The 24,758-nt window shown below is 31.4% G+C and carries 18 protein-coding genes and 1 pseudogene; 13 read left to right on the plus strand and 6 right to left on the minus strand.

The genetic code is table 11. The features are described from left to right. Window positions 1–524: 524 nt before the first annotated feature. The 4 genes and pseudogenes from H6578_09810 to porU all read right to left on the minus strand — a co-directional run bounded on the left by H6578_09810 (window position 525) and on the right by porU (window position 7,145). Window positions 525–1,527 (minus strand): annotated as a pseudogene (locus tag H6578_09810) (virulence RhuM family protein). A gap of 11 nt (window positions 1,528–1,538) precedes the next feature. Next, window positions 1,539–1,907 carry a PD-(D/E)XK motif protein gene (locus tag H6578_09815; protein MCB9227448.1) on the minus strand — a complete coding sequence of 123 codons (369 nt, stop codon included), beginning with the start codon at window positions 1,905–1,907 and terminating at the stop codon, window positions 1,539–1,541. A gap of 174 nt (window positions 1,908–2,081) precedes the next feature. After that, a complete protein-coding gene (gene porV / locus H6578_09820) occupies window positions 2,082–3,320 on the minus strand; it encodes a type IX secretion system outer membrane channel protein PorV (GenBank protein ID MCB9227449.1) in 1,239 nt (412 codons plus the stop codon). Window positions 3,321–3,329: 9 nt separating this feature from the next. Next, window positions 3,330–7,145 carry a type IX secretion system sortase PorU gene (gene porU, locus H6578_09825; GenBank protein ID MCB9227450.1) on the minus strand — a complete coding sequence of 1,272 codons (3,816 nt, stop codon included), beginning with the start codon at window positions 7,143–7,145 and terminating at the stop codon, window positions 3,330–3,332. A gap of 153 nt (window positions 7,146–7,298) precedes the next feature. On the opposite strand from porU, the gene H6578_09830 reads away from it, so the two are divergent. The 3 genes from H6578_09830 (at window position 7,299) to H6578_09840 (ending at window position 10,490) form a co-directional block, all read left to right on the plus strand. Beyond that, window positions 7,299–8,309, plus strand: coding sequence for a PorP/SprF family type IX secretion system membrane protein (locus tag H6578_09830; protein MCB9227451.1), 1,011 nt, complete (start codon window positions 7,299–7,301; stop codon window positions 8,307–8,309). 57 nt (window positions 8,310–8,366) lie between these two features. Beyond that, window positions 8,367–9,860 (plus strand): SUMF1/EgtB/PvdO family nonheme iron enzyme, encoded by a 1,494-nt coding sequence (locus H6578_09835; GenBank protein ID MCB9227452.1) that lies wholly within the window; start codon window positions 8,367–8,369, stop codon window positions 9,858–9,860. Between the two features lie 459 nt (window positions 9,861–10,319). Beyond that, window positions 10,320–10,490, plus strand: coding sequence for a hypothetical protein (locus H6578_09840; GenBank protein MCB9227453.1), 171 nt, complete (start codon window positions 10,320–10,322; stop codon window positions 10,488–10,490). Between the two features lie 86 nt (window positions 10,491–10,576). Here the strand turns inward: H6578_09840 and H6578_09845 are convergent, their stop codons facing one another. Continuing rightward, window positions 10,577–12,187, minus strand: a complete 1,611-nt coding sequence (locus H6578_09845; GenBank protein ID MCB9227454.1) for a S41 family peptidase — start codon at window positions 12,185–12,187, stop codon at window positions 10,577–10,579. 9 nt (window positions 12,188–12,196) lie between these two features. Beyond that, complete coding sequence (locus H6578_09850; protein ID MCB9227455.1) at window positions 12,197–12,655, minus strand: hypothetical protein; 459 nt, start codon at window positions 12,653–12,655, stop codon at window positions 12,197–12,199. A 95-nt stretch (window positions 12,656–12,750) separates the two neighbouring features. Here H6578_09850 and H6578_09855 point away from each other — a divergent pair, with 95 nt between their 5' ends. The 10 genes from H6578_09855 (at window position 12,751) to H6578_09900 (ending at window position 24,745) form a co-directional block, all read left to right on the plus strand. Then, a complete protein-coding gene (locus tag H6578_09855; GenBank protein MCB9227456.1) occupies window positions 12,751–13,434 on the plus strand; it encodes a carboxypeptidase-like regulatory domain-containing protein in 684 nt (227 codons plus the stop codon). A gap of 172 nt (window positions 13,435–13,606) precedes the next feature. Further along, complete coding sequence (locus tag H6578_09860) at window positions 13,607–15,100, plus strand: HAMP domain-containing histidine kinase (GenBank protein ID MCB9227457.1); 1,494 nt, start codon at window positions 13,607–13,609, stop codon at window positions 15,098–15,100. A gap of 6 nt (window positions 15,101–15,106) precedes the next feature. Continuing rightward, entirely contained in the window at window positions 15,107–15,811 is a 705-nt protein-coding gene (locus H6578_09865) for a response regulator transcription factor (GenBank protein ID MCB9227458.1), read from the plus strand. A gap of 161 nt (window positions 15,812–15,972) precedes the next feature. Then, window positions 15,973–16,881 carry a DNA adenine methylase gene (locus H6578_09870; protein ID MCB9227459.1) on the plus strand — a complete coding sequence of 303 codons (909 nt, stop codon included), beginning with the start codon at window positions 15,973–15,975 and terminating at the stop codon, window positions 16,879–16,881. Next, on the plus strand, window positions 16,865–17,677 hold the full coding sequence (locus H6578_09875; GenBank protein MCB9227460.1) for a type II restriction endonuclease: 813 nt from the start codon (window positions 16,865–16,867) through the stop codon (window positions 17,675–17,677). Before H6578_09870 ends, H6578_09875 begins: the two co-directional genes overlap by 17 nt. Then, entirely contained in the window at window positions 17,677–18,555 is an 879-nt protein-coding gene (locus H6578_09880) for a site-specific DNA-methyltransferase (GenBank protein ID MCB9227461.1), read from the plus strand. The genes H6578_09875 and H6578_09880 overlap by 1 nt, the downstream gene beginning before the upstream one ends. A gap of 92 nt (window positions 18,556–18,647) precedes the next feature. Continuing rightward, entirely contained in the window at window positions 18,648–20,345 is a 1,698-nt protein-coding gene (locus H6578_09885) for a 1-acyl-sn-glycerol-3-phosphate acyltransferase (protein ID MCB9227462.1), read from the plus strand. Continuing rightward, window positions 20,320–21,357, plus strand: coding sequence for an NAD(P)-dependent glycerol-3-phosphate dehydrogenase (locus H6578_09890; protein MCB9227463.1), 1,038 nt, complete (start codon window positions 20,320–20,322; stop codon window positions 21,355–21,357). Before H6578_09885 ends, H6578_09890 begins: the two co-directional genes overlap by 26 nt. 3 nt (window positions 21,358–21,360) lie before the next feature. Further along, the gene (locus tag H6578_09895; GenBank protein MCB9227464.1) at window positions 21,361–23,739 is read left to right on the plus strand and encodes a Smr/MutS family protein; all 2,379 of its coding nucleotides are present in this window, start codon (window positions 21,361–21,363) and stop codon (window positions 23,737–23,739) included. Further along, window positions 23,693–24,745 carry a chorismate-binding protein gene (locus H6578_09900; GenBank protein ID MCB9227465.1) on the plus strand — a complete coding sequence of 351 codons (1,053 nt, stop codon included), beginning with the start codon at window positions 23,693–23,695 and terminating at the stop codon, window positions 24,743–24,745. Before H6578_09895 ends, H6578_09900 begins: the two co-directional genes overlap by 47 nt. Window positions 24,746–24,758 lie beyond the last annotated feature (13 nt).

Consider the following 24,758-nt stretch of genomic DNA (forward strand, 5'->3'; position numbering starts at 1 on the left):
TTGTACCTTTTAGTGCGGAGAGAATTTTGGCTATTAATTTGGTCATTTTATCGTTTGGAAGAGCTTTTATATTGATGATTTTATTGGTTGCATGATTGAGTAACTGACTTTTTTATATTTTTTAATGGAAATACTGGTTTGTAGTTCTATATGCTTTGATACTACCAATGCCATAAAGCAGATAAGTAATGTAGTTTTATAGGCTCTTCCTAAAAATGGAATATGGGGCGTGTTTGTAAGTTGTTTTTGGATATAAAATCCTGTTCTATCTCTTATAGTTCGTGATAACGCTCTATAATGGTGTTATTATCAGCGATTGATTCGGGTAAATTGGTATAATTTGCTTTTGATGCGGTGGTAATAACCCTTATTTTCATCACACAAAAATAGCCTTAGTGCGGTAAAAATAACCTAAAAAAATATTAAAACACTGATTATCAATACTTTAAAAACGCACTAAATTTATTGGGTACAAGTCAGGAAATATAAGAGTCGTGAGTAATTGTATGGTTTTAGCGTTGGCATTATTTCCGTTTTTTGTTTTCTATCTTTTTAATCGCTTTTTCAAAGTCGCCTTTACCAATTGTTTTCTGTTGGTTTTCTTTGAATTTTTCGTATTCGCATTCAGCATTTGCTTTTCCCAATTCGTGGGAGATGCTTCCTGCATTGTTCAATATTTCCCTGTCGTTGAGTGTCAAGAAACCATTTAATTTTTCAATCCAATTTTTCATATACATTGGCACTCTCCGCTGTGCTTGTCCTTGTGCATAAATCAGATATTGTTCCACCAAATTGTTCAAAGCGGATAATTCTTCTTCGTTCAAATAATTCTTTGCAATGGAAACATCCGTTTTTCGGATTTGAGTACCTCTCCAAGTGGTCAAGCCCATATTCTTTTTTGAACTGTCGGATCGTTCGCTTATAATTTCTGCTACCGTTTGTCCTGTAATTGCCCAATGCAGTTTATTTTGAACGGTTTTGAAAAAATCAATGCCTAATGTCCAAAGTAGGGTCATAATCAACACTTGTGGCGTAAATGTCCGTGATTTTTCGGTAAAACCGTTTTTCGGAAGTACGAATATCTTGTATTCGTCTTTCTAATTCTTCAAAATAGTCAAATGGCAAATCGGGATTTTTCAGGCGTTCGTCATCTAAAACAAACCCTTTTACAATGTATTCTCGTAAATGTTGGGTTGCCCATTGCCTGAATTTGGTTGCAATATATGATTTTATACGGTATCCGACCGAAATGATAGCATCAAGATTATATAAAACCTGCTTTCGTTTTACCTCTCGGTTTCCCTCTTGTTGAACTATTAAGAATTCCTTAATAGTTCGATTTTCTTCCAATTCGCCCTCCTCAAAGATGTTTTTAAGGTGCATATTGATATTGGGAACAGAAGTCTGAAACAACTCCGCCATCAATTTTTGGGTTAGCCAAACGGTTTCGTCCTGAAAACGAACGTCCAACTTTGTTTCTCCATTTTCTGTTTGATAAATAACTATTTGAGATTGGTTTTCTTCCATTTTGTTCGCTGTTAATTGTCTTTTAAATAAGGTTGTAAGAGTTCGTCAACACCCGAATCAATAGGTTTAGAGTTTATCAAATTACTTAAGAACCTAACGTTGGAAACTTCTTTTGGAATATAGGAGCTTTTAATCTTGGGAATATCCTCTGACTTATAAAATCGTAAAGATTCTTTTGCTAATTCGTAATTGAATTTTATTTCATTAACTCTTTCTACATCAATGCCCAATGTTGAATAAACTAAAAGATGTAGCTTCTCTTTTTGTTTTGGAAAGTCATCAAGTTTATCACTGATTTTTTTCATTAAATCAATAATGCTTAATCCTGCAACACTTGTGTTTACGAGAATTGAAACAATGATAATTTCTATATCATTTATTCGTTATTTTAAAATTTATTGATTAAAAACATAAAAGACCATGGATATTTTCATTATGCAGTAACACCCCACCCTATCAAGATTAAAGTACGTCATGCTATTACCCTAAAAAGATAAAACAGTATATCATTTGTAGTGAAGGTTTTACCACTCACTTTAATAGCAGACCAACTACTACTCTGCCACAACATCCTGCTCTACTTTCTTGCTCTTGGCAAAATCAAACAGCATAGTAAAACGCATGGTGTTGTCTAATGGGTTTCTTTGGCTTGATGTAGGTATATTGTAAGCAAAATTTAACTGAAATACAGAGTATTTAATTCCTAATCCTGCCGATAAAAATCTTCTTGCTCCTTTACTTGGTGGCTCATAAAAATATCCCAAACGAGCCATAAATAGCTTATTGTATTCGTATTCCATTCCCACTCCTACGGTAAACTCACTTATTTCTTCTTTAAAACCTCCCGGTGCATCGCCCCAAGAAGTAAATATGGCTGCCGCACTTGATTTTTCTTTATAATCAGGTATGCCATTACCATCTTTATCATATTCTGGTTTAATCACTTTATTTTGTTGAGAAGCATTAGGGTCAACATATAATTCACTTGGTGCTATAGGCGTAGGCACTAATAATTTATTGAAATCGGTATATATACTTACTTTGTTATACTTATCTATTTGCACCTCTGCCCCCACTCCTACTGCAAAATTTGCCGGTATAAAATCTTTGTAAGAAGCACTTCTATTGTAAGACATTTTACTACCCATATTAGTTAATGCCAATCCCCAGTTTATTTTAGCTCCTTCTATATTTTTTACTTTTAAAGGGTTGGTATGAAACATAGATAAATCTGCTCCAAAAGCATGGCTTACAAATTTATCTGTAGAGGTAGAAACCGCACCTAAGTTTGAATAAATGTATCTCATTCCTATAGCTAAACTATAACGCTTAGTAAGCTGGCGAGCATAATTTACATCAAATGAAAACTCATTTGGTCTATCTTGGTTAAGATTCTCGCCAAGTTCATTGGTAAACTGAATATTACCTAAGCTAAAGTAACGCAATGATGCTGCAATGGTTTGTTTTTCTTTTATTTTATAGTAGCCCACTAAATCTGCCATGTAAACATCTGTAGCTATACCTCTAAGCCAAGGCACAAAAGTAACCGCCACGCCAAAATCTGTTTCAATAAAAGCTAAACGAGAGGTATTTGTAAATACAGCATTTGCATCGGGACTAACACCCATTCCTGCATCTCCTAAAGCTCCTGTTCTGGCATCTGGGTTTACTCTTAAAAAAGGTACTGCTGTTGTTATGGCTAAAGTATTGCCGTCATTACTTTGTATTTGAGCTTGAAGCAAGCCAACCACAGAAACAAACACAGCACTTATACTTAAAATTATTTTCTTCATATTATTATGTTATCGCAAAATTACTAATTTTTGAAATTCTTGTGCAGAAAAACCGTTTTCTCCTTTTACTTTTACTTTGTAAATATACACACCTTTACCAATTAAATCACCATAATCATCTAATCCATTCCAAGTTATCTCATTTGGATTAACGTTATAGCCTTCACTCATAACGGTTTGGTTTATGTTTTTTATTACTTTGCCCGATATGGTATATATCTGCACATTAACATCTAACATCTCGCCCGGGCGGTTGTGCTGAAATATAAAAGACGTATGTGTGGTAAATGGATTGGGGTAATTAAATACATTTTTTAAAGCCAGCTCAGCAGAAGATGCCACTACAAATTCTGTATATCCTTCACCGGGATTATTATGTACGTCCCACGCCTTTACTCTTACGCTATATCTACCGTCATCTAACTTATTGAATGGATATTCTACATTTCCTTTAGTAAAATCATCTAAAGTGGCTTCGTAAAATTCATTTAATAAATACTGCTCTTGCGTATTTTCGTTAAGTAAACCTACTATATCGTGCCCTACTCCATTCCCTACCGTATTTATACCGCTTATATCTTCAAGTTTTACCAAAAGTGTTGGTTTTTCATCTGTTAAACCTCCAAATGCAAAAGTAGTATCGTTTATATACACATCTACTATGGGTCCTTTATCATCGGCTAATATAGTGTCGGAAGTTCCACCTACATAAAAATCGTAAGTGTAGCCATGGGCGTCTGTTGTAGCTCCTGTATTATGAGCATAATAAGTTATTTTTCCTTTGTCAAAAGCATAATTTATATCCTTAGGCACAATAAACTCAAAAGAAAATTTACCACCGATAACGCTTGCTTTACCTTTAAACAATATTTTGTTTCTCAACTCAAAATTAGCCACTTGGCTTCCTCCATTTCCTACATCTTGCCCTTTGGTTTGATATTCTCCTATTTTATCAAAAACTGTGGGATAAATAACACCATTAAAATTGCTCAATAAATTGCCACCTAAATTATGTACTTCGCCTTCTATTTTTACTCTTTCTAATGCTTTAAGTGTGTCTAACTGCACATTAATGGGTACGCTATTTACTTTTGTAGTTATCACATCATATTTTGGATAAGCTAAAGTAAGTGCGGGGTCTCCTAACAGTACAAATTTTCTATTATTGGTAGATTGTGCTGCCGTATTTTTAGCTTGCATTATTATTTCTCCAAGCGTAGGTTTTCTTCCATTTATATCTTGAAATAAGAAATCTAATATTTCACTATTCATCAAGAAATTTTCATAAGCATAAACTACCCTTGTAGTAGTAAATAGTGCTATAGCTCCACCTTTTTCGTTGGTAATTAAACTTTCTCCTGCCGAGTGGAAATCTACATCGTCATAAGAGCTAAAATCGCAAGTAGCAGTTATAAATAATGGTAAATTATCTATATTATCTAAAGCTCTTATATCTTCTATATTAAAAACTCTTTCTTGAGACCAATTTTTAGGACCACCGTGCCCTGTATAGTTTATTAAAAAAGCTCCTGTTTTTATTTTACGCAGTATAGCATCATTTACCGTAGGGTATCTATCGCCACCGGCAGCATTTTCTTGGGTGTATGCGTCTAAATATATTTTATCAAAATTATAATAATCCTTATCTTCTATAGATGTTAAAGCCGTTAGCTGCTCCACTTGATTAAAGTGCAAATTATTATCCTCATCATCGGCTACGAAACACAAGTTATTTCGCCAATCTTTCATAGTATTGGCGGTATTGTAGTTTATAATTTTATCTACTACTCCTTTAGCTTGGTTAATATCATCTATTGGCAGTCTTCCTATGGCTATATCAAGTCTATTGCTATTGTTGGCTACTTCTATATTTTCTCCTTCACTATCATCTAAATATCCAAAATAATCGTCTGTACAATAAGATTCTATTTGCGAAAAGCTATTATAACTTTCATAAGTAGGCACTATATTTTGACCTTTGCCCAGTTTATCTTTATAATCAAAAGAAGCATCGCCAAAAAACAAAGCATATTTTGGCATATCCTGCTGATTAGTAGCTCTGTCGTAAAACATTTTAAAGAAATTCCTAATTGCCGTTATATCTTGCTCTCCGGAAGAAAATTCGTTAAATATTTTTTGAACATCTACCACTGCTACCGTCAATCCATTATCTCTATGAAAATTGGCTAATCGGTTGGCTTCGCTTAAAAAGTCATTATTGGTAATTATAAATAAATCTTGCTGGTCTAAAGCATGCAAATTTTGGTTAGATACATTGCCCTCAAAATTTGGTGTAGAAAAATTAGACGAAGCAGTATTTACCGCCACAAATTCTCTTAGCGTATCCATACTTACTTTTATAGCATAAGTACTGCCACTAAGTGTTCCATTTATTTTTTTAATGGCTGTGCCTCTTGTTACGTCCCATATTTCTGTAGCATTATTAGCATTAGCTATATTGTATTGCGTATTTTGCCCCAAAGCATCTGCATTTCTAAACAGCAGTTGGTCGCCTGCCAAATTTATATTTGCTTTAGCTATTACTTTTATATAATCTAAAAAACCTGTGGCTTGTTGGTCTGAACTTGAAAAAACTATTTCAAAATTATTTGTTGAACTTAAATTTTTACTGTAATTTTTTAAAGCATCTTTAGCTGCGTCCGGATAATTGCCACTGCCTACTGCGTTTGTATAAACATCATCCCAAAATGCACCATTATTATTAATGGTAAACTTTGATTGATTGCTACTTGAATGAGCTAAAACTCTTATACTAATATTTGCGTTGGTACTACTATTTATATTAGGTATATTTATAGTAGCCGTTTGGGTATTGTTATAATTATTTAGTTTAGTACCAAACCATTCTCTTCCCGAACCCATAGTTGCCGGTAGTTCGGTATATATTACATTATTAATTTCTTCTTCAAAAACGCCTAAAAAATCGTAAGTGTTAGCTGTAAAAGAGGTAGAACTTATGCTTTGCTGAGTAGGCATAAAACCTCCCGAACCTCTATTTGTAGTAATAAAATATCCCGCTTTTTCGGTAAAATAATTGGCAGTATAGTTATAGGTAGAGTTTTGATATTGCCAAATATTGGGTCCTTTAGCATAAAACAGCACATAATCGCCTTGCTCCCACACGCCATTATTATTTTGGTCTTTTATTTTAAGCTGAATTTCTTCTATATCATCTACTTTAAATGCACTATTGGCTTCTGGCAGTAATCCCATAGCTTGACCAAAAACGCCAAAACTGTTAAAATTAATATTGCCGTTTGTTATATTATTAGTAGTTAAAAATTCATGGTCTATTTTGTAAATACCATCGTTGGCTACATTTATTTTATACCAGCTCCCCGAAGCTAAAATACTATTTGGCTTTGTAGATTTTGCTCCTTTAGGCTGGTTAGTATAATTTGATTGCACATCTACAGAATAAGAAACTAATTTTTCAATTTCTCCTGTAATAGGATTTATTCTTAAAGGGCAAAAACTAACCGAAGCGTAATTTTCTTTCTTAATACTTACTACATCTGTTTTAAAAAAAATATTAGATTTTAAGCCCGTTTTATCTATATTCTGATTATTAAATTTTTCAAATTGCAAATCATTAAAACTTACATTGGCATTATTTCCGTTTATAGAATACGTTTTAGTAATAAAAGGTACACTATTATTGTCAATTGCAGCTTCTTTAAAACTTTGCTGATATGACTTAGTGTTAGGATTATAGGTCTGCAAGCTCCAATTAATAAGTTCAGAAACTTGCTGAGCATAAGAAAACCCTAAAAGCGAAAAAAATAAAAATAGTACTTTATACATTTTTAAAAATTGGCACAAAACGGAACAAAAGTATAGGTTTTTGTGCTTTTAGTTTAACAAACGAAGGCAATTTGCAATTATTGCATTCATAAAAATAAAATTGAAATAATTTTTCAGTTACAAAATACGTTATATATTCGCACGTTCAATACAATGTTGAATTTTAGTAGATTATTTATATTATTTATAGCCTTATTCCAATTTGCTATAGCCCAGCAAGTAGAATTTAGCCAGTTTTATGCCGCTCCTCTGCATTTAAACAATGCTTTGGCGGGTATATCTTATGGTCCACGGGTGGCTATTAACTACAGAAACCAGTGGCCAGAGCTGGGCGATGGTCCTAATGGCGGTTTTGTTACTTATAATGTAAGCTACGATCAACATATAGAAAAACTACACGGAGGCGTAGGCGTTCAATTTACATCAGATAGAGTTTCTAATAATAAAATAGTATTAAATACGGTTAGTGCTATGTATTCCTTTCAAATAAGAGCTTCTAAAAAGTTTGGTATAAAACTCGGACTTGGCGGCTCGTATAATCATAGATATATTAATTGGTACGATATGCTTTTTTACGACCAAATAAATCCCCTTTCAGGATTTTATCAAAGTATAGGTGTACCCAATGCCACTACAGAAATACCTCCGGGAAATTTTAACAAACACTTTTTTAATGCTAATACGGGTATTGTATTTTTCTCTAACAAATATTATGGTGGCATAGCAGCACATAATTTAGTGCCGGAAAAAGATTATTTTGGCAATAGCACCAATAGAACAAGATTAGCCATAAATGCAGGTGCATTTTACAAATTAGGAAAAGGCTACCAAAAAAAATATTGGATTTCGCCACAAGTTTTATATACCTATCAAAACAATTTTAATCAAATTACCGTAGGTAGTTTAGTAGGATATGATTTTATTTACTTAAGTTTGTGGATGCGACATACTATAAATAACTTTGATGCCGTTATAGGAGGTATAGGATTTAAAAAGAGCGTTCTTCGGTTTGGTTATACATTTGATATTAATGTATCTCCATTAAAAGGGACAGCAGGCTCACATGAGTTGAGTTTTGTGTTTAATTTTACCAAAGAAGAGAGTTCTTTAAACCCTAAATCGGTACAATCATTTTTAGCTTGTCCATTTTATTTAGACTTTTAAGTTGGATTTTAAAAAAAATGTTATAAATTAGCACACTTCTAATAAAAATAGAAAAAAATGAAAAATAAGTTTTTAGCGTTTACTATGATTTTTGCATCTGTGGGGCTGTTCAGTTTAAGCTCTTGCAAAAAAGGTTCTTCATCTACAACGGGTTGGGAATATAACAATCCTGACTGGGGCGGTTTTGAAGACAGAAAATTTATGGGACAAGAAACAGGTCCCGGTTTGGTATTTATTCCCGGTGGTACTTTTGTTATGGGAAATACAGAACAAGATGTTATGTTTGAACACCAAGCATTCCCAAGAAGAATTACCGTTTCTTCATTTTATATGGATGAAACAGAAGTACGAAATTTGGACTACCGTGAGTATTTATACTGGTTAGGTAGAACTTTTGGTACAGATTATCCGGAAATTGTAAAAGCTGCTGAGCCAGACCAAGAAGTTTGGAGAGATGAGTTAGCTTACAATGAACCTTATGTAGAGTACTACTTTACTCACCCTGCTTACGATGATTATCCTGTAGTAGGTGTAGATTGGGAGCAAGCCATGGATTATTGCGAGTGGAGAACAGACAGAGTTAACGAAATGATAATGGTAAGAGATGGATTTTTAGAATTAAATCCTAACCAAGTAAATGCAGATAACTTTAATACTGATGCTTATTTAGCCAACCAATACGAAGGTGTAGAAGGTAAAAAACCAATGAAAAACTTAGACCCAAATGGCGAAGAGTACAGAAAAGTGCAGTTTGAAGATGGTATTTTATTGCCGGACTACAGATTACCTACTGAAGCTGAGTGGGAATATGCAGCATTGGCTTTAATAGGAAACTTACCTCACCCAGACGAAGAAAGAGTAACAGACAGAAGAATTTACCCTTGGAATGGTACAACTACACGTTATTACAAAGGTGGCTGGCAAGGAGATTTCTTAGCTAACTTTAAAAGAGGTAGAGGAGATAACATGGGACTTGCAGGAAACTTAAACGACAACGCTTCAATTACTGCTCCGGTAGATGCTTTTTATCCAAACGATTTTGGTTTATTTAATATGGCAGGAAACGTAAGTGAGTGGGTATTAGATGTTTACAGACCATTAACTTTTGAAGATGCTGAAGACTTTAATACTTTTAGAGGTAACGTATTTAAAACTAAAGTACTTGATGATGAAGGAAATATAGCTCCTAAAAATGATACAACCGGTAAAATAGAATATCGTTTAGTAACAGACGAAGAAGTAGCTACAAGAAGAAACTACAGAACTGCTGATGTTAGAGATTATTTAGATGGAGATAACCAATCATTAAACGGCAATGAATATATGTATAACTATGGTGTTACATCTTTAGTAAACAACGAAAGTAGAGTTTATAAAGGTGGTAGCTGGAATGACCGAGCATATTACTTATCTCCGGGAACAAGAAGATATTTAGACCAAAAAGAAGCTTCTTCTCAAATAGGATTTAGATGTGCAATGATAAGAGTGGGCTCACCAAGTGGAAACCAAATAAAAGGTGGAAACAACTTTAAAAAGAAAAAGAAATGGTAATAAACCCATTGTAACAAATATAAAAAATGCGAGCCAAAGGCTCGCATTTTTTGTTTGTGATAATCTTAGAATGTCATAACGGAAATTTTGAAACAATATTAACAACTTCTTTAGGGTCATCTTCTATAGACTCCCCTAAAGGGTGGAAATTAAGACGAACCAACAGGCACACGTCTTTGCGAGAAAATTATGACGGAGGAATAATTTTTGTGGCAATCTCAACCTCTCCGTAGTTTACAGTGCATACTCTTGTCCCTCTCTAATGAAAAATTGTCTGTCCACCCTCTTTGATAGTATAAAGTTGTTACACTATCTACTGCATATATGGTTTATTGGCACTATAATATACCGTAGTTCTCATGCAGAATATGCATATTTATGTGTGTCCTCTCTTATTGTAAAAATAAATTAGTTATTTGCATCTGTTACTCATATATAAATATAAAAAGCACTTTTGAAATGGAATTCATCTATATTATTACAATAATAATACTTACAGCATTATTTATGCTTACCGCTTTAAAAATGGTATTAGAATATGCCGGAAACATTGAAATAGATATTGATTTGCCACATGGTAAAATCAAAATAAAGAAGAAAAAGCCAAACAAAAGGCAAAACACGTCATAGACTCTTTAGGCGGTTCAGGTTGTTTTTTGGTTGAAATATAAAGGCTCGCCCACCTTGCTTATCAACAACTAAAACAAATTCAGCTACTAAAACTCCTCCAAAGCTTTTTTAATAGCTTCAGACTCACTATTAACAACTCTGTAAAAACCCTCATTTTTAAATAGTTGCTTAGCTAAATTGGCTTTTAAAAGTACTTTTACGCCTTTTTTGTAGTTTGCATTATCACTAAGTTTTCTTTCTAAACCATTGCTTTGAGCATATTTAATAAAAGATGAAAACATAGTTTCAGACACATGGAAAGTATTTGCAAAATTATCAATGTTATATTTATCAAGCTCAGCTTTATTTTTAGTTGTGTAATCAAATAAAAATGGAGCCATGTATTGTCTAAAACTTGCCACATAATTATTAGTCATTAAAGTATCTAAAGGCACAAAAACATCCGGAGCTATTCCTCCTCCCCCATAAACTTTTCTTTTTTCTACTTTGGTATAATACACAACCGTATCTTGATGTGTTTCTACTAAAGAATCTGTGCCCAAAAGCTCTCCATCTTCATATCTATTACCTAATTCTTGATAATAACTGTCTTTATCATCATAAGGTTTTTGAATGCTTCTTCCCGAAGGCGTATAATACCTTGCCACAGTTAGCCTAAGTGCCGATGTATCTGGAAATAAATGTTGCTCTTGCACCAATCCTTTCCCAAAAGTTCTTCGTCCTATTATAGTTCCTCTATCCCAGTCTTGTATAGCTCCCGCCATTATTTCGCTTGCCGAAGCCGAAAATTGATCCACTAAAACAACCAACTTTCCTTCTTCAAAAAGTCCTTTGCTGTCTGTTAAATAATCAACTCGGGGCTGATGTAAACCTTCTGTATAAACCACCAATTTATCATCAGCAAGTATTTCGTCTATCATTTCTACGGCTGCTTGCAAATATCCTCCGGGATTGCCTCGCAAGTCTATTATCAAATTCTTTATTTCTTGCTTTTTCAATTTTTTTAAGCTGGAAGAAAACTCATCATAAGTAGTTGCAGCAAACCTATTTACTTTTATATAACCCGTCTCTTTATTTAAAAGATAAGAGGCATCTACACTATAAATAGGTATTTTATCTCTTACTATGTAAAAAGGAATTAAATCTCCCTCTCTCAGCATAGTTACTTTTACTTTTGTTCCTTTAGGTCCTTTAAGCATTTTAACTACATCTGAGTTTTTAACACCCACGCCAGCCACTAATGAATCTTCTACATAAATAATTTTATCGCCAGCCATTATTCCTATCTTTTCCGAAGGACCATCTTGTATAGTAGCTTCTATGCTTATAGTATCTTTTCTTATTCTAAACTCCACGCCTATACCTTCAAAATTTCCCTGCATATCTTCTTCTACAGCTTGCATTTCTGACGATGGAATATAAACAGAATGCGGATCTAAATCTGACAATAAATTTTCTATTGCTTTATTTTCAAGGTCTTTTACATTAAGAGAATCTACATAATTATTATCTATATACTTTATTACATCTTCTATTTTATTGTAGTTATATTTTTGAAGTATAGAAGGTTTTTCTACCGTATTAATGCTAACCATATAGCCTAGCAAAATACCTCCTGCTAATACTAAAGCTAAAATTAATGGATGCAAATTTTGCTTCTTACTATTAGAAGGTTTACCAAAATTATTGTCTGTCATAAATTGATTTTAAAATAAGCCAGCAATTAACTCGCTTATATTAATGTTGAATAAATAATACGGCACAAAGATAACTGTTGCCCATACTAAAAAAGAAAGAAACATAAAAAATGCTATTCGCCACTTATCTTTAGTAAGCGACATAGCTATAACCATACCAATGGGAATAGATAATACAGGAGTAAGAAACGCTATACCCGGCACACCAAAAGTTTTTCTAACTCTTACTAATATTCTGTTCCATTTTGTAAAAATTCTTTTTTTCTTTTTAGGAAAAACTTTTTGATAAAGTTTACTGAGCATTTCTCCGGCAAATGCAAATGCAAAAACACCCAATATACCACCTCCTACTGTACTTATATAGCTGGGCAACAAACCTTGCTGAAATCCTAAAGAGGTAGCTAAGCCCATCATAAACTTGACAGTTGAAAAGCTAAATACTAATAAAGCTGATAAAAATTCTTCCACTTACACTGGTGTATTTTAAAATTTGACAATTAGCTGACTAAGTTAAAAAATTAGTACATTATCTTTATGATTATTAACCACAAATTTTATGCCTTATGAAAAATTTAACATTTAAACTCAGCATTTTAGTAGTTTACGTATTAGTAAGCTTTAAAGTTTCTTATGCACAAGGAAGCATTAATGGTTATATAACTGATGAAGCTTCAAATTTAAAAATAGAATTTGCAGCTATTTCTTTAGAAAATGACCAAAAAACTTACCAAGCTCAAAGCAATGACGAAGGATACTATTCTTTTTCTAATATTGCCAATGGCAAATATATTATGACTATTTATTTTCAAGGTAAAAAACAAACTGTTGATGAAATAAGTATTAATAATAATGAGCAAAATTTAAGTATTGCCGGAAATTTCACCAATACTTTTGGCAAAGATGAAGATTTTGTGGTAACGGTATATAAAAGTTTATTTAGAGTAGATATGCCTGATGTGAAACCCATAGATGCAGGCGTTATTAAAAATGGACCAATAAGAACTATAGAAAAAGCCATAGCTACTACACCCAATGTAATAGAAACACCTATGGGTTTAAGTATAAAAGGTGCCAGACCGGGCACAGCAGTGTATTATATAGATGGTATGAGAACTTATGGCGATTTGAATATTCCTATGAGTTCTATAAGCAACATAGAGGTATATTCCGGTGCTGTACCTGCAAAATATGGCGATTCTACCAGCGGTATAATAGCTGTAGAAACCAAAAGTTATTTTGATTTCTAATACCATTTAGGATTGATATAATTTCGTTTTTCGTTTTTGTGTGTGTAAATCCCTGTTGAATTATTTTGGCAGGGATTTTTTATTTACTTCGGTTAAATACTGTTAAGCCATATTTTAGGTATATTGTTTTAAAAGTATCTTTACATTAAGTTTGAAACGCTGGCATATATATATGATAATAGCCATACTGAGCATTGCTCTTTTGGGTTTAATTTATATACAGTCTATATATGTTAAAAGAGGTTTATTTATACAAAATCAAATTTTTGACCAATATGTAAACGAAGCTTTAGTTAGAACCGCCCTAAAACTTGAAGAAGCTCAAGCATATAACATCATTAACAATACATACATTCCTGATTTTTACAACACTTCTCAAGCCATAAATGGCGATACAGATATGAGCATTGAATATGTAAATGGAGAAATAAATTTAGATGTTCAAAAAGATGAAGCCAATTATAGATTTACAGGAACAACTATGCAAGAAATTGATAGTCTTGTTAAAGCGTCTGACTTAGATAAAGATATACAAACCGAACTAAACGAAGGACTATTAGAAGAATACAAAAAACTGTTAGAAAATATGACTATGCAGTTTTTGTATGGCAATAAAAATAATTTAGCTCTTGATTCTCAACTAATTTCTAACACGCTAAATTTTGAATTTACCCGCTTAGGAATTAATACGCCTTTCAATTTTGCATTAATTGATGGTTATACTTTTCATAAAATAATAAGCACTTTTACAAGAATTAATGCTTCTACTCAAAAAAATTCTTACAAAACGCCTATACATACTAATAATTTTACGGGCGAACACGCCATACTTATGGTAGATTTTCCTAAAAAGAAATCTTACATACTTAAAAGCAATAGCACTTTACTTTCTTTTTCTTTCTTTTTTGTTGCACTTATAGCTGTTTCCTTTGGTGCCAGTATTTATATTATTTACCGTCAGAAAAAACTATCGGAACTTAAAACCGATTTTATAAATAATATGACGCATGAGCTTAAAACGCCTGTGGCTACAATATCTTTAGCTACAGAAATGCTAAAAAAAGAAAAAGTAAGACAAGACCCTGAAAAACTATTGAATTATAACAATATTATAAGTACAGAAAACAAGCGGTTGGGTTCGCATATAGAAAAAGTACTACAAATAGCAGAATTAGATAGAAACAGTGTAAAACTTAATTTAGAAACAGCAGATTTTCATGAGCTTATTAATGAAACTATCAATAAATTTAAACTACGGCTTGAAGATGCTAAAGCCGAAATAAGCGTTTCACTTAACGCCACAAAAAGCAAAGTATCAGTAGATAAAAACCACATGAGCAATGTACTTTCTAATTTGGTTGATAATGCCATAAAATACAGAAACGTAGAAAGACCACTAAAGATAAATATTGAAACTAAAAATGAAAATAATAAGTTAATATTTATAATAACAGATAATGGTATAGGAATGAATGCCTCTGATGCAAAAAAGATATTTACTAAATTTTATAGAGTGCCTACTGGCAATATACACAATGTAAAAGGCTTTGGATTAGGCTTAAGTTATGTTAAAACTATAATAGATGAGCTTAAAGGAGAGGTACAAGTTAAATCAGAATTAAATAAATACACTAAATTTACGTTAACATTACCAACAACAAAATAAAGAACAATGAAAGAATATAAACATAGAATACTATTAGCAGAAGATGATCCAAACTTAGGAACACTTTTAAAAGATTCTTTAGAACTAGAAGATAATTATGTAGAACTTTTTACGGATGGCGAAAAAGCTTGGAAAGGTTTTAATAAAGATTATTTTGATATTTGCGTTTTAGATGTAATGATGCCCGAAAAAGACGGATTTACCTTGGGCAAAGAAATAAAAAGAGTAGCACCTAAAATGCCTATCATTTTTCTTACGGCAAAATCAATGAAAGAAGACAAACTTGAAGGTTTTAAATTAGGAGCAGACGACTATATAACTAAACCATTTAGTTTTGAAGAGCTACAACTCCGTATAGATGCTATAATGAGAAGAGTAGAAAGTGCTATTTTGCCATCGCAGGGGCAAAGTGAGTTTATAATAGGGAAATATAAGTATATAGACGATGAACGCTCTTTAAGCATGGGAAAAGAGACCAATAAACTTACCACTAAAGAAGCAGAATTATTAAAACTATTGGCTCACAACCAAAATAAAGTAGTAGATAGAGATGTAGCCTTAAAATCAATATGGGGAACAGACAACTATTTTACGGGAAGAAGTATGGACGTGTATATAACCAAACTCAGAAAATACTTAAAAGATGATGAAAACATTGAAATAGTTAATATTCATGGAAAAGGTTTTAAGCTAATAGTAAAAAACCAATAGTTTTTATTGAAATTTTAAACAGAATGGATAGTAGGAATGCTATCCATTTTTTGTATTAATATCAATTACAAAAGTATGTTGAGCAGAAAGAACTACGATACAAAGTTCAGATAATTACCCATTTTTTTGTACTTTTGATTTAAAGAGAAATTATAGAACTGATGATAGGCAAACCTTTTGTTAAATGGGCTGGAGGTAAAACTCAATTAATTAAAAAAATAAGCGAATCTTTTCCTAAAGGAATAAAAAAATCAACATATACTTATATAGAACCTTTTGTGGGAGGAGGAGCAGTATTATTTCACATTTTAAATAATTATCCAAACATTGAAAAAATTGTAATTAACGATATAAATTCAGATTTAATTAACACATACAAAACGATTAAAAATAATGTTGAAGAATTAATTGAAGTGCTACAAAAATGGGAAATAGAATTTCATGGTTTATTAAACGATGATGGTACTAAGAAAAAATATTATTATGAAAAACGTAATTTGTTTAACTCTCGTCAATCTGATAAAACAACCCAAGCGGCATTATTTATTTTTTTAAATAAAACCTGTTTCAATGGATTGTTTCGGGTAAATCGGAAAAACGAATTTAATGTGCCTATAGGTGGCTACAAAAGACCTATGATCTGCGATAGAGATAATTTATTAGCTGTAAATTCTCTGCTTCAAAAAGTCATAGTTTTAAATGATGATTTTGAAAAAACATTAAAAGAAGCTCAAGTAAATACAATTTTCTACTTAGACCCACCTTATAAACCTTTAAATCAAACTTCAAGCTTTAATTCATATTCAAAAGATGAGTTTAATGATGACGAACAAATTCGTCTTGCCAAATTTTGTGAAAAAATAGATAAATTAGGTCATAAATGGATTTTAAGTAATTCTGACGTAAAAGGTAAAAATCCGAATGACGATTTTTTTGATGATTTATACAAAAAGTATAACATAGATAGAGTCTTAGCCAAAAGAAGTATTAATGCAAATCCCGAAAAACGTGGAGAATTAACAGAATTACTTATTACCAATCAACCAAAAGAATATGTCAAAATCATTTGAAATTTTTATCAAGCAATTAAGCACAACAAATTCAACACTTGATTTTTTTGTTGATTATACCAAAATACAAGAAAATATAGACAATATTGCCATTAAGTTAAATCAATTAAATTATTTAATTGGTCAAGATGACTTGAATAGTGCAGTTAAAAAACTTTTCAATGAAAACAAAAATTGCTTTTCAGTTTTAAATATCCTCATTGCTGTCAGAAACAATAGACCCATTTTAAATGACAAAGGAGAAGTTGTTTTATTATATAATTATTTTGATACAGATAAATCTATTATAGAGTTTTTAGAAAAAACGGGATTAGCTCATATTTTTAGAACAAAACAAATTAAAAATTTAGTTGATTATGTTTTTGGAATTGAAGTTGGTCTTGACACAAACGCAAGAAAAAATAGAGTTGGTAAGAATATGGAAAAGACTATTGCCAAAATTTTTACTCAAAACGAAATCAAATTTGAAGAACAAGTAAGACTTAAATTAAACAGTCTTGGCGAAGATGTAAAACAATTTGATTTTACAATAAAGACTAAATCAAAAACATACTTAATTGAAACAAATTATTATAATGGTGGTGGTTCAAAATTAAATGAAGTTGCAAGGGCATATACAGATTTAGCTCCTAAAATTAATCAATACAAAAACTATGAATTTGTTTGGATTACTGATGGTGTAGGTTGGCATTCTGCTAAAAACAAATTAGAAGAAGCGTTTAATAATATACCTCTTGTTTACAATTTATACACTATTAAAAATTTTATTCAAAAAATAAAAAATGAATCCCAATAATGTTAAAACCATTCTTCAAATCAGATGATAAAGACTTTACCCTATTACACGGCAATTCATTAGAGTTATTATCCCAATTTGAACACAAATTTGATATGATTTTTGCAGATCCACCTTATTTCCTGTCAAATGGAGGGCTAACTATTGAAAATGGCAAAATAGTTTCAGTAAATAAAGGACACTGGGACAAATCAAAAGGTTTTAATTATATCAATGATTTTAATCGCAAATGGTTAAAGTTAGCACGGAATAAAATGAAGGATAATGCAACTATTTGGATAAGTGGTACAATGCATAATATTTTCAGTATCGGACAAATTTTAGCTGAATTAGACTTTAAAATTCTAAATATTATTACTTGGCAAAAAACAAATCCACCACCCAATTTTTCCAAACGATATTTCACTCATTCCACAGAACAAATAATTTGGGCAAGAAAATCAAAAAAAAATCCTCACTATTTTAATTATGATTTAATGAAAATATTAAATGGAGATAAACAAATGAAAGATGTTTGGACTTTATCCGCTATTGCTCCTTGGGAAAAATCATGCACAAAACATCCAACCCAAAAACCTCTATCAGTACTCACTAGGTCAATCTTTGCATCTACAAAAAAAGGTGCTTGGATTTTAGACCCCTTTACAGGCAGTAGCACAACTGGTATTGCAGCAAACCTTGCCGAACGTAGATTTTTAGGAATAGATATTGAAAAGAAATACTTAGAAATTAGTACGCAAAGAAAAAAAGAAATTGAAAACATGGATACTGCAACGAAATATAAATCAAAAATACAAGATTTTAATTCCTACAATCAATTTGATCTATTAACTGTAGAAGAACCTAAAGCGAAATATAATGACGAATTAATTTTTTAATGCATCTTTTACAAAAAACAACAATCTCTCCCTCAAAAAACCAACAATAAGTATTTTATTTTACCTTTGACACAAGTTTATTAACTTTAAGAATGCCCGAGCAACTAAAAATAACAAAAAGCTTAGACCCCGTTATAGCAGATATAAAAGAATGGCCTATTTATAAATTGAGTCAAAACAAAGATTCTTTTTTAAAAGAAGTAATTGACTTAACTATTGATAGTGCTCTTTCTAAATTCCCGTCAAATAACGAACTGCACAGCGAAATAAAAAATATTCTTTATCAAGAAAAAATAAGATTAACCAAAACACCTTGGAAAAGCGATTCGCCAAGCGAAAGAATTTTTTGGAGCGAAATAAAAAGAAAAATCCTTGAATGCGATAAAATTGAAGACGAAGAACAAAAACATACTTCCGATTTAGAAATACTTAGAGAAATTCTTACTTTTTATGGCAATGAAATGGTGGCTAATTTTGACCCTAAAAAATATAAGATTGCTCAAAAAGTGCTACCTTTTGTTTTTGGCAGATTAATGAACGCTTCGCCTGGCGAAAAACTAAAATTTCTTTTTGCTTCGGATAAAAGTATTTACGATAAATTTAAAATAACGGGTCCTATTGACCATATCAGAAATTTGGCTAAAAAAGGAACGGTTATAGTAGTGCCTACGCATTTTAGCAATATTGATTCGCCTACCATCGGCTTTGTGATAGACATTATAGGTTTGCCCGCCATGACTTACGGTGCAGGCATTAATTTGTTCACTATCGGCATTTTATCAAGGTGGCTAAACGATTTAGGAGCATACAAACTTGACCGAAGAAGAAAAAACTACATTTACTTAGAATTTTTAAGAAACTACAGCAAAATAGCTATAAGTAGAGGTGCACATTCATTATTTTTCCCTGGTGGCACTCGTTCAAGATCTGGACAAATAGAGAAAAAATTAAAATTGGGGTTGTTAGGTACCGCTCTTGAAGCTCAAAGAAACAATTTGCAAAACTTTAATGAAGAAGTTGCCAAAAAAGTATTTATTGTCCCAGTGGTTTTAAACTACCATTACATTATAGAAGCAGATTCTCTTATAAGCCAACATTTATCGTACGAAGGAAAAGAACAGTTTATAGACGAAGCTGAAAAAATAAGTTCTTCTTATAAATTACTTAAAACTATACTCAAAGTTTTAACGGCAAACCCCGGCATGACTGTTTCTTTTGCTCCACCCATGGATGTAATAGGAAATGATGTAGATTTTGAAGGAAACAGCATCAATAACATTGGGCAAAAAGTAGAAATAAAAGATTACTTTTCTTTTAATGGCAAAATGACCGAAGACAAACAGCGAGATATGGTTTATACCGAATTGTTAGGCAAAAAAATAGTAGATAAATTTTTGACTTACAATACCGTTTTAAGTAGCCATATAGTTGCTTTTGTTGCTTTTGAGTTAATAAAAAAACAATTTAATAATCTCTCTATTTATCAATTACTGCGTATTCCTACAGATGAAATTGAAATAGATGAATTTGAATTTGAACTGGAAGTAAGCAATATTCGTCAAAAGCTTTTAGACTTATATGCAGAGGGAAAAATACTGATGTCGGAAAGGCTAAAAGATGCAGATATAGACCAAGTAATTAAACACGGATTAAAAAACTTAGGTGTTTATCACGCTCAAATGCCTTTAATTAAAAACTCAAGCAATAATATTATAACCCAAGATTTAAAATTACTTTATTTTTATCACAATAGATTATTAGGATATGGACTTGAAAAGCACTTTGAATAAATATGGAGTAGTAGGTGCTGGCAGTTTTGGTATTGCCATAGCCAATCTATTAGCAGAAAATGGCGAAGTACTTTTATATGCTCGTACCGAAGAGCAGGTAAAAGAAATTAACGAAAAGCATTTTTCAAGAGGTTATGAACTTAACCCCGGCATTAAAGCTATAGATAATTTAAAATTAATAGCTCAAGAATGTCAGCTTATATTTCCTATTATTCCTTCTGATAATTTTGTAGATTTTCTTGATGAAATAGCTCCGTATTTAAGCCCTGCACATATTTTAATTCACGGCACAAAAGGATTATATACGCCCAAACAATTAAATACCGATACGGATATAATAAAAGAAGAAATTTATACCATGTCGGAGTTAATACAGTTAAAAACAGGCGTAATACGAGTAGGCTGCTTGGCAGGGCCAAATTTAGCAAGCGAACTGGCAGATAAACAACCCGCAGCAACAGTTATAGCCAGCAAGTTTAATGAAGTTATAAAAGAAGGACAAAACGCTTTAACAAGCAATAGATTTCAAGTATATGGTTCCAATGATATTTTAGGAATAGAGCTGGCAGGCGTTTTAAAAAATTATATAGCTATTGCCTCTGGTATGCTAAGTGGTTTAGGATATGGCGAAAACGCAAGAGCCTTACTAATAACCAGAGGCATGGGCGAATTAATATACATAGCAAAATCACTTGGTGCATCAGAAAAAGCTTTTTTAGGTTTAGCCGGCATTGGCGATTTAATAGCTACCTGCAATAGCGAAAAAAGTAGAAATTTTAGGGTGGGATACTATTTAGCCAAAGGCAAAAAAATAGACGAAATAATTAAAGAAATAGGAGAAGTTGCCGAAGGAATTAAAACACTTCAAATAGTAAAACTATTGCAAAGATATGGCTTTAAAGCTCCTATAGCAGAGGTTTTATACAGAATAATTTTTGAAGATTTTCCTATACAAAAAGGTATAAACTTATTAATGAGTTTTACGGTTTCTAAAGATGCAGAATACATTTAATTAATGAGCCATTCATTTTCTTACTTTCCAAAAGATACTTTTGAAACGCTTGAATTTGACAAAATAATTCAAATATTAGAAGATAATTGCCTTAGTAATCTGGGTATTAAAATACTCCATCAAAATAATTTTTCTACAGATATTGATGAACTCAATTTTAAGTTAAAACAGGTTTTTGAAATGAAGTCTATTATACAAAATGGACAGAAATTTCCGCAGCAAAACTATTTTGATTTAAGTGATGAATTAAAAGCTTTAAGCATTACTAACAATATAATAGAAGGCAAGCAATTTAGAAGAATTTTAGCTTGTGCCAATACTATTGATGAAATTGATCAATTTTTTGTAAAACATAAAGAAGAATTTCCGTATCTAAAAAGTATAATTGACACCGTAAAAACCGATAAATCTATTATAACTGAAATAGATAAAATTATAGACGAAGACGGAGATATAAGAAGTAATGCCAGCAAAGAACTTCAAATAATTAGGCAAAATATAATTAGCAAATCTAAAGCTATACAAAGAGTTTTTGGAAGTATTTTAAGTAAGCTAAAAGAAAAAAACCAATTAGCAGAAACAGAAGAAAGTATAAGAAACGGCAGAAGAGTTTTATCTATTCAAGCAGAAAATAAAAGAAGCGTAAACGGCATTATTCATGATGAATCTGACAGTGGAAAAATAAGCTACATAGAACCTCAAGAAACAGTACTGTTAAATAATGAGTTATTTGAATTAGAAAGAGATGAAAAACGCGAAATTTATAAAATACTTAAACAATTAAGTAATTCCATAGCTCAAAAAATTCCTACTTTAAATATTTACCAAAAAACACTTGGAAAATATGATTTTATTAGAGCCAAAGCCTTATTTGCTATAAAGATAAATGCCGAAATACCATCATTAAACAATAATGGAATTTTAAATTTAAAAGAAGCTTATCATCCTTTGCTTTTTATTAAAAACAGTAATGTAAAAAAAGAGGTTGTACCTTTTTCAGTATTGTTAAATGCTGAAAAACATATTTTACTAATAAGTGGTCCAAATGCCGGAGGCAAATCCGTAACACTAAAATCAATAGCACTTATACAGCTTATGGTTCAGTTTGGTTTATTAACGCCTTGCAATGAGCATTCTAAAATTTGTTTATTTTCATCTTTTTTTGTTGATGTAGGCGATAAACAATCTATAGAAAATGAGTTGAGCACTTATAGCTCAAGACTTCAACAGATGAAATATTTTTTAGAAAAAGCAAATGCAAAAACTATTTATTTTATTGATGAATTTGGTACGGGAACAGACCCGAAATTGGGTGCAGCTATGGCAGAAGCTATTATGCTAAATTTGGCTCATACAAAAGCTTTTGGCGTTATAACAACTCATTATTCTAACTTAAAAAAGGTGGCAGAACAAGACGAAAGGTTTTTAAATGCAGCCATGATTTTTAATGAAAACACCCTCTCTCCTACTTTCCAATTGCAAACAGGAAAACCGGGAAGCTCATTTACTTTTGCCATTGCTAAAAAAACAGGTTTGTCTAATACTTTAATAAATGAAGCAAAGGAATTAGTAGATTATTCCGATTTGAAATTTGAAGATTTATTGCAAAAAGTAGAGCAAGAGAGGAAGAAATTAGAAAAAGAAAATCATAAAATAAGAATTGAAAATAAACGCTTAAAAAAGCTTGTAGTTAAGTTTGAAAAACTAAATAATGAAGTGCAGCATAAGCAAGAAAATTTAAGAATACAACTACATGAACTTGAAAAAACGAAGAATAAAGCTGTAGAACAAAAAATAAACGAAGTTTTAAACGAAATAAATAATGCTAAAAGCAAGAAAATAGCTGCCCAAAAAATAAAAGAATTGACGGAAGCTAAAGCTGAAATTTTAACTAAAAAAGATAAAATAATTCCTGCTTATAAAAAAGTAAGTACTCAAAATTTCTCTATCGGAGATATTGTGCTGATGAATGAAAGTGATAATGAAGGGGAAATATTAGAAATAAGAGGCAAAAATGCAGTAGTAGCTTTTAATGGTTTAAAAACGACTATTCCTTTAAAGAAATTGAGTAAAATTATAACCGAAGAAACTCCAAAAGAACAGAATAATAATAAAAATTACTCTTTACGAAATGAAGTAGAAAATGAATTTGACATAAGAGGTTTAATGCCATACGAAGCCAGCGTACAAATAGAAAGCTATATAGACCAAGCTTTGCTTAATAATCTTAAAACTATAAAAATAATACACGGAAAAGGTAGTGGTGCACTACGGACACAACTGCAAAACATAATAAAAGAATATAGAAGCAATATAACTGAATGGCGTTTTGAAGATGAAAAAAAAGGAGGAAACGGTGCTACCATTATCACCTTTAAATAAAAATACACTTGAAAAAGTATTGTCTTTTATTTTAGAGCAAAACAGTGCTTTTGTGCTGTACAAATTGCCTAATAATAAAGACATTCATTTATTAGTAAGTACAGAATTAAATGAAGAGACTTTTGTACTTGAATATTTTAATTCAAAACAAAAAACACTTATAAATGGCAGTAGTTTTATTAATGATGGTATTTTAAAAGTTTTAGATTTAAGTTTAAAAAATAATATTGAGCATAATAAAGACGAAACAAACATTTATAATACGCAACAGGAATATGAAAGCTATGTTCAAGATATTGTAAACCTTTGCAAAGAAAATAAAATGTCTAAATGTGTGGCTGCAAGAAAAATTAAATATCATTTAAAAAAACCGCTCTCTTTAGCTGCTACATTTTTAAAAGCATGCAATTTATACAAAAATACCTTTGTTCATTTAAGTAATTCAAATTTTGGATTATGGTTAGGTGCTTCGCCAGAATTACTTTTAGAAAAAAATGGATTTTCATATAAAACTGTTTCTTTAGCCGGCACAAAAACAACTAATAGAGCTTGGACAGCTAAAGAATATGACGAACAAAAGATAGTAACAAACTATATAATTGACTCACTAAAAAATAAAAAAGTAGAAAATTTACAAGTAAGTGATGTATATACAACAAATGCAAGCCACCTAATGCATTTAAAAACGGACATTTCTTGTCAAACAAAAAACGAATTAAATATTTTAGACGCATTACACCCCACCCCAGCCGTTTGTGGACTACCCAAAACAGAAGCTCAAAATTTTATTGAGAAATCAGAAATTTATAATAGAAACTTTTATGCAGGCTATATAGGCAAAAAAGATAACATAGGTTTTTACTACGTAAACTTAAGATGTATGCAAATATTTGAAAAACACACAGATATATACGTAGGAGCCGGTATAACAAAAGATTCAAACCCCGAAAAAGAATGGAAAGAAACCGAAGAAAAAAGTAAAGTAATGAAAAAATTGTTGGAATAGTTTTTTTTTCGGA

It is taken from the genome of Chitinophagales bacterium, from assembly GCA_020635995.1.
Classification (GTDB): Bacteria; Bacteroidota; Bacteroidia; order Chitinophagales; family UBA8649; genus JAFMKE01.

Excerpts from the sequence above, each read along its gene's own strand:
- H6578_09840 (MCB9227453.1), top strand. The coding sequence starts at position 10,320 with ATGGAATTCATCTATATTATTACAATAATAATACTTACAGCATTATTT.
- H6578_09830 (MCB9227451.1), top strand. The coding sequence starts at position 7,299 with ATGTTGAATTTTAGTAGATTATTTATATTATTTATAGCCTTATTCCAA.
- H6578_09855 (MCB9227456.1), top strand. The coding sequence starts at position 12,751 with ATGAAAAATTTAACATTTAAACTCAGCATTTTAGTAGTTTACGTATTA.
- H6578_09875 (MCB9227460.1), top strand. The coding sequence starts at position 16,865 with ATGTCAAAATCATTTGAAATTTTTATCAAGCAATTAAGCACAACAAAT.
- H6578_09900 (MCB9227465.1), top strand. The coding sequence starts at position 23,693 with ATGAAAAAAAAGGAGGAAACGGTGCTACCATTATCACCTTTAAATAAA.
- H6578_09890 (MCB9227463.1), top strand. The coding sequence starts at position 20,320 with ATGGACTTGAAAAGCACTTTGAATAAATATGGAGTAGTAGGTGCTGGC.
- H6578_09885 (MCB9227462.1), top strand. The coding sequence starts at position 18,648 with ATGCCCGAGCAACTAAAAATAACAAAAAGCTTAGACCCCGTTATAGCA.
- H6578_09870 (MCB9227459.1), top strand. The coding sequence starts at position 15,973 with ATGATAGGCAAACCTTTTGTTAAATGGGCTGGAGGTAAAACTCAATTA.
- H6578_09895 (MCB9227464.1), top strand. The coding sequence starts at position 21,361 with ATGAGCCATTCATTTTCTTACTTTCCAAAAGATACTTTTGAAACGCTT.
- H6578_09845 (MCB9227454.1), bottom strand. The coding sequence starts at position 12,187 with ATGACAGACAATAATTTTGGTAAACCTTCTAATAGTAAGAAGCAAAAT.
- H6578_09865 (MCB9227458.1), top strand. The coding sequence starts at position 15,107 with ATGAAAGAATATAAACATAGAATACTATTAGCAGAAGATGATCCAAAC.
- H6578_09860 (MCB9227457.1), top strand. The coding sequence starts at position 13,607 with ATGATAATAGCCATACTGAGCATTGCTCTTTTGGGTTTAATTTATATA.
- porV (MCB9227449.1), bottom strand. The coding sequence starts at position 3,320 with ATGAAGAAAATAATTTTAAGTATAAGTGCTGTGTTTGTTTCTGTGGTT.
- H6578_09880 (MCB9227461.1), top strand. The coding sequence starts at position 17,677 with ATGTTAAAACCATTCTTCAAATCAGATGATAAAGACTTTACCCTATTA.
- porU (MCB9227450.1), bottom strand. The coding sequence starts at position 7,145 with ATGTATAAAGTACTATTTTTATTTTTTTCGCTTTTAGGGTTTTCTTAT.
- H6578_09835 (MCB9227452.1), top strand. The coding sequence starts at position 8,367 with ATGAAAAATAAGTTTTTAGCGTTTACTATGATTTTTGCATCTGTGGGG.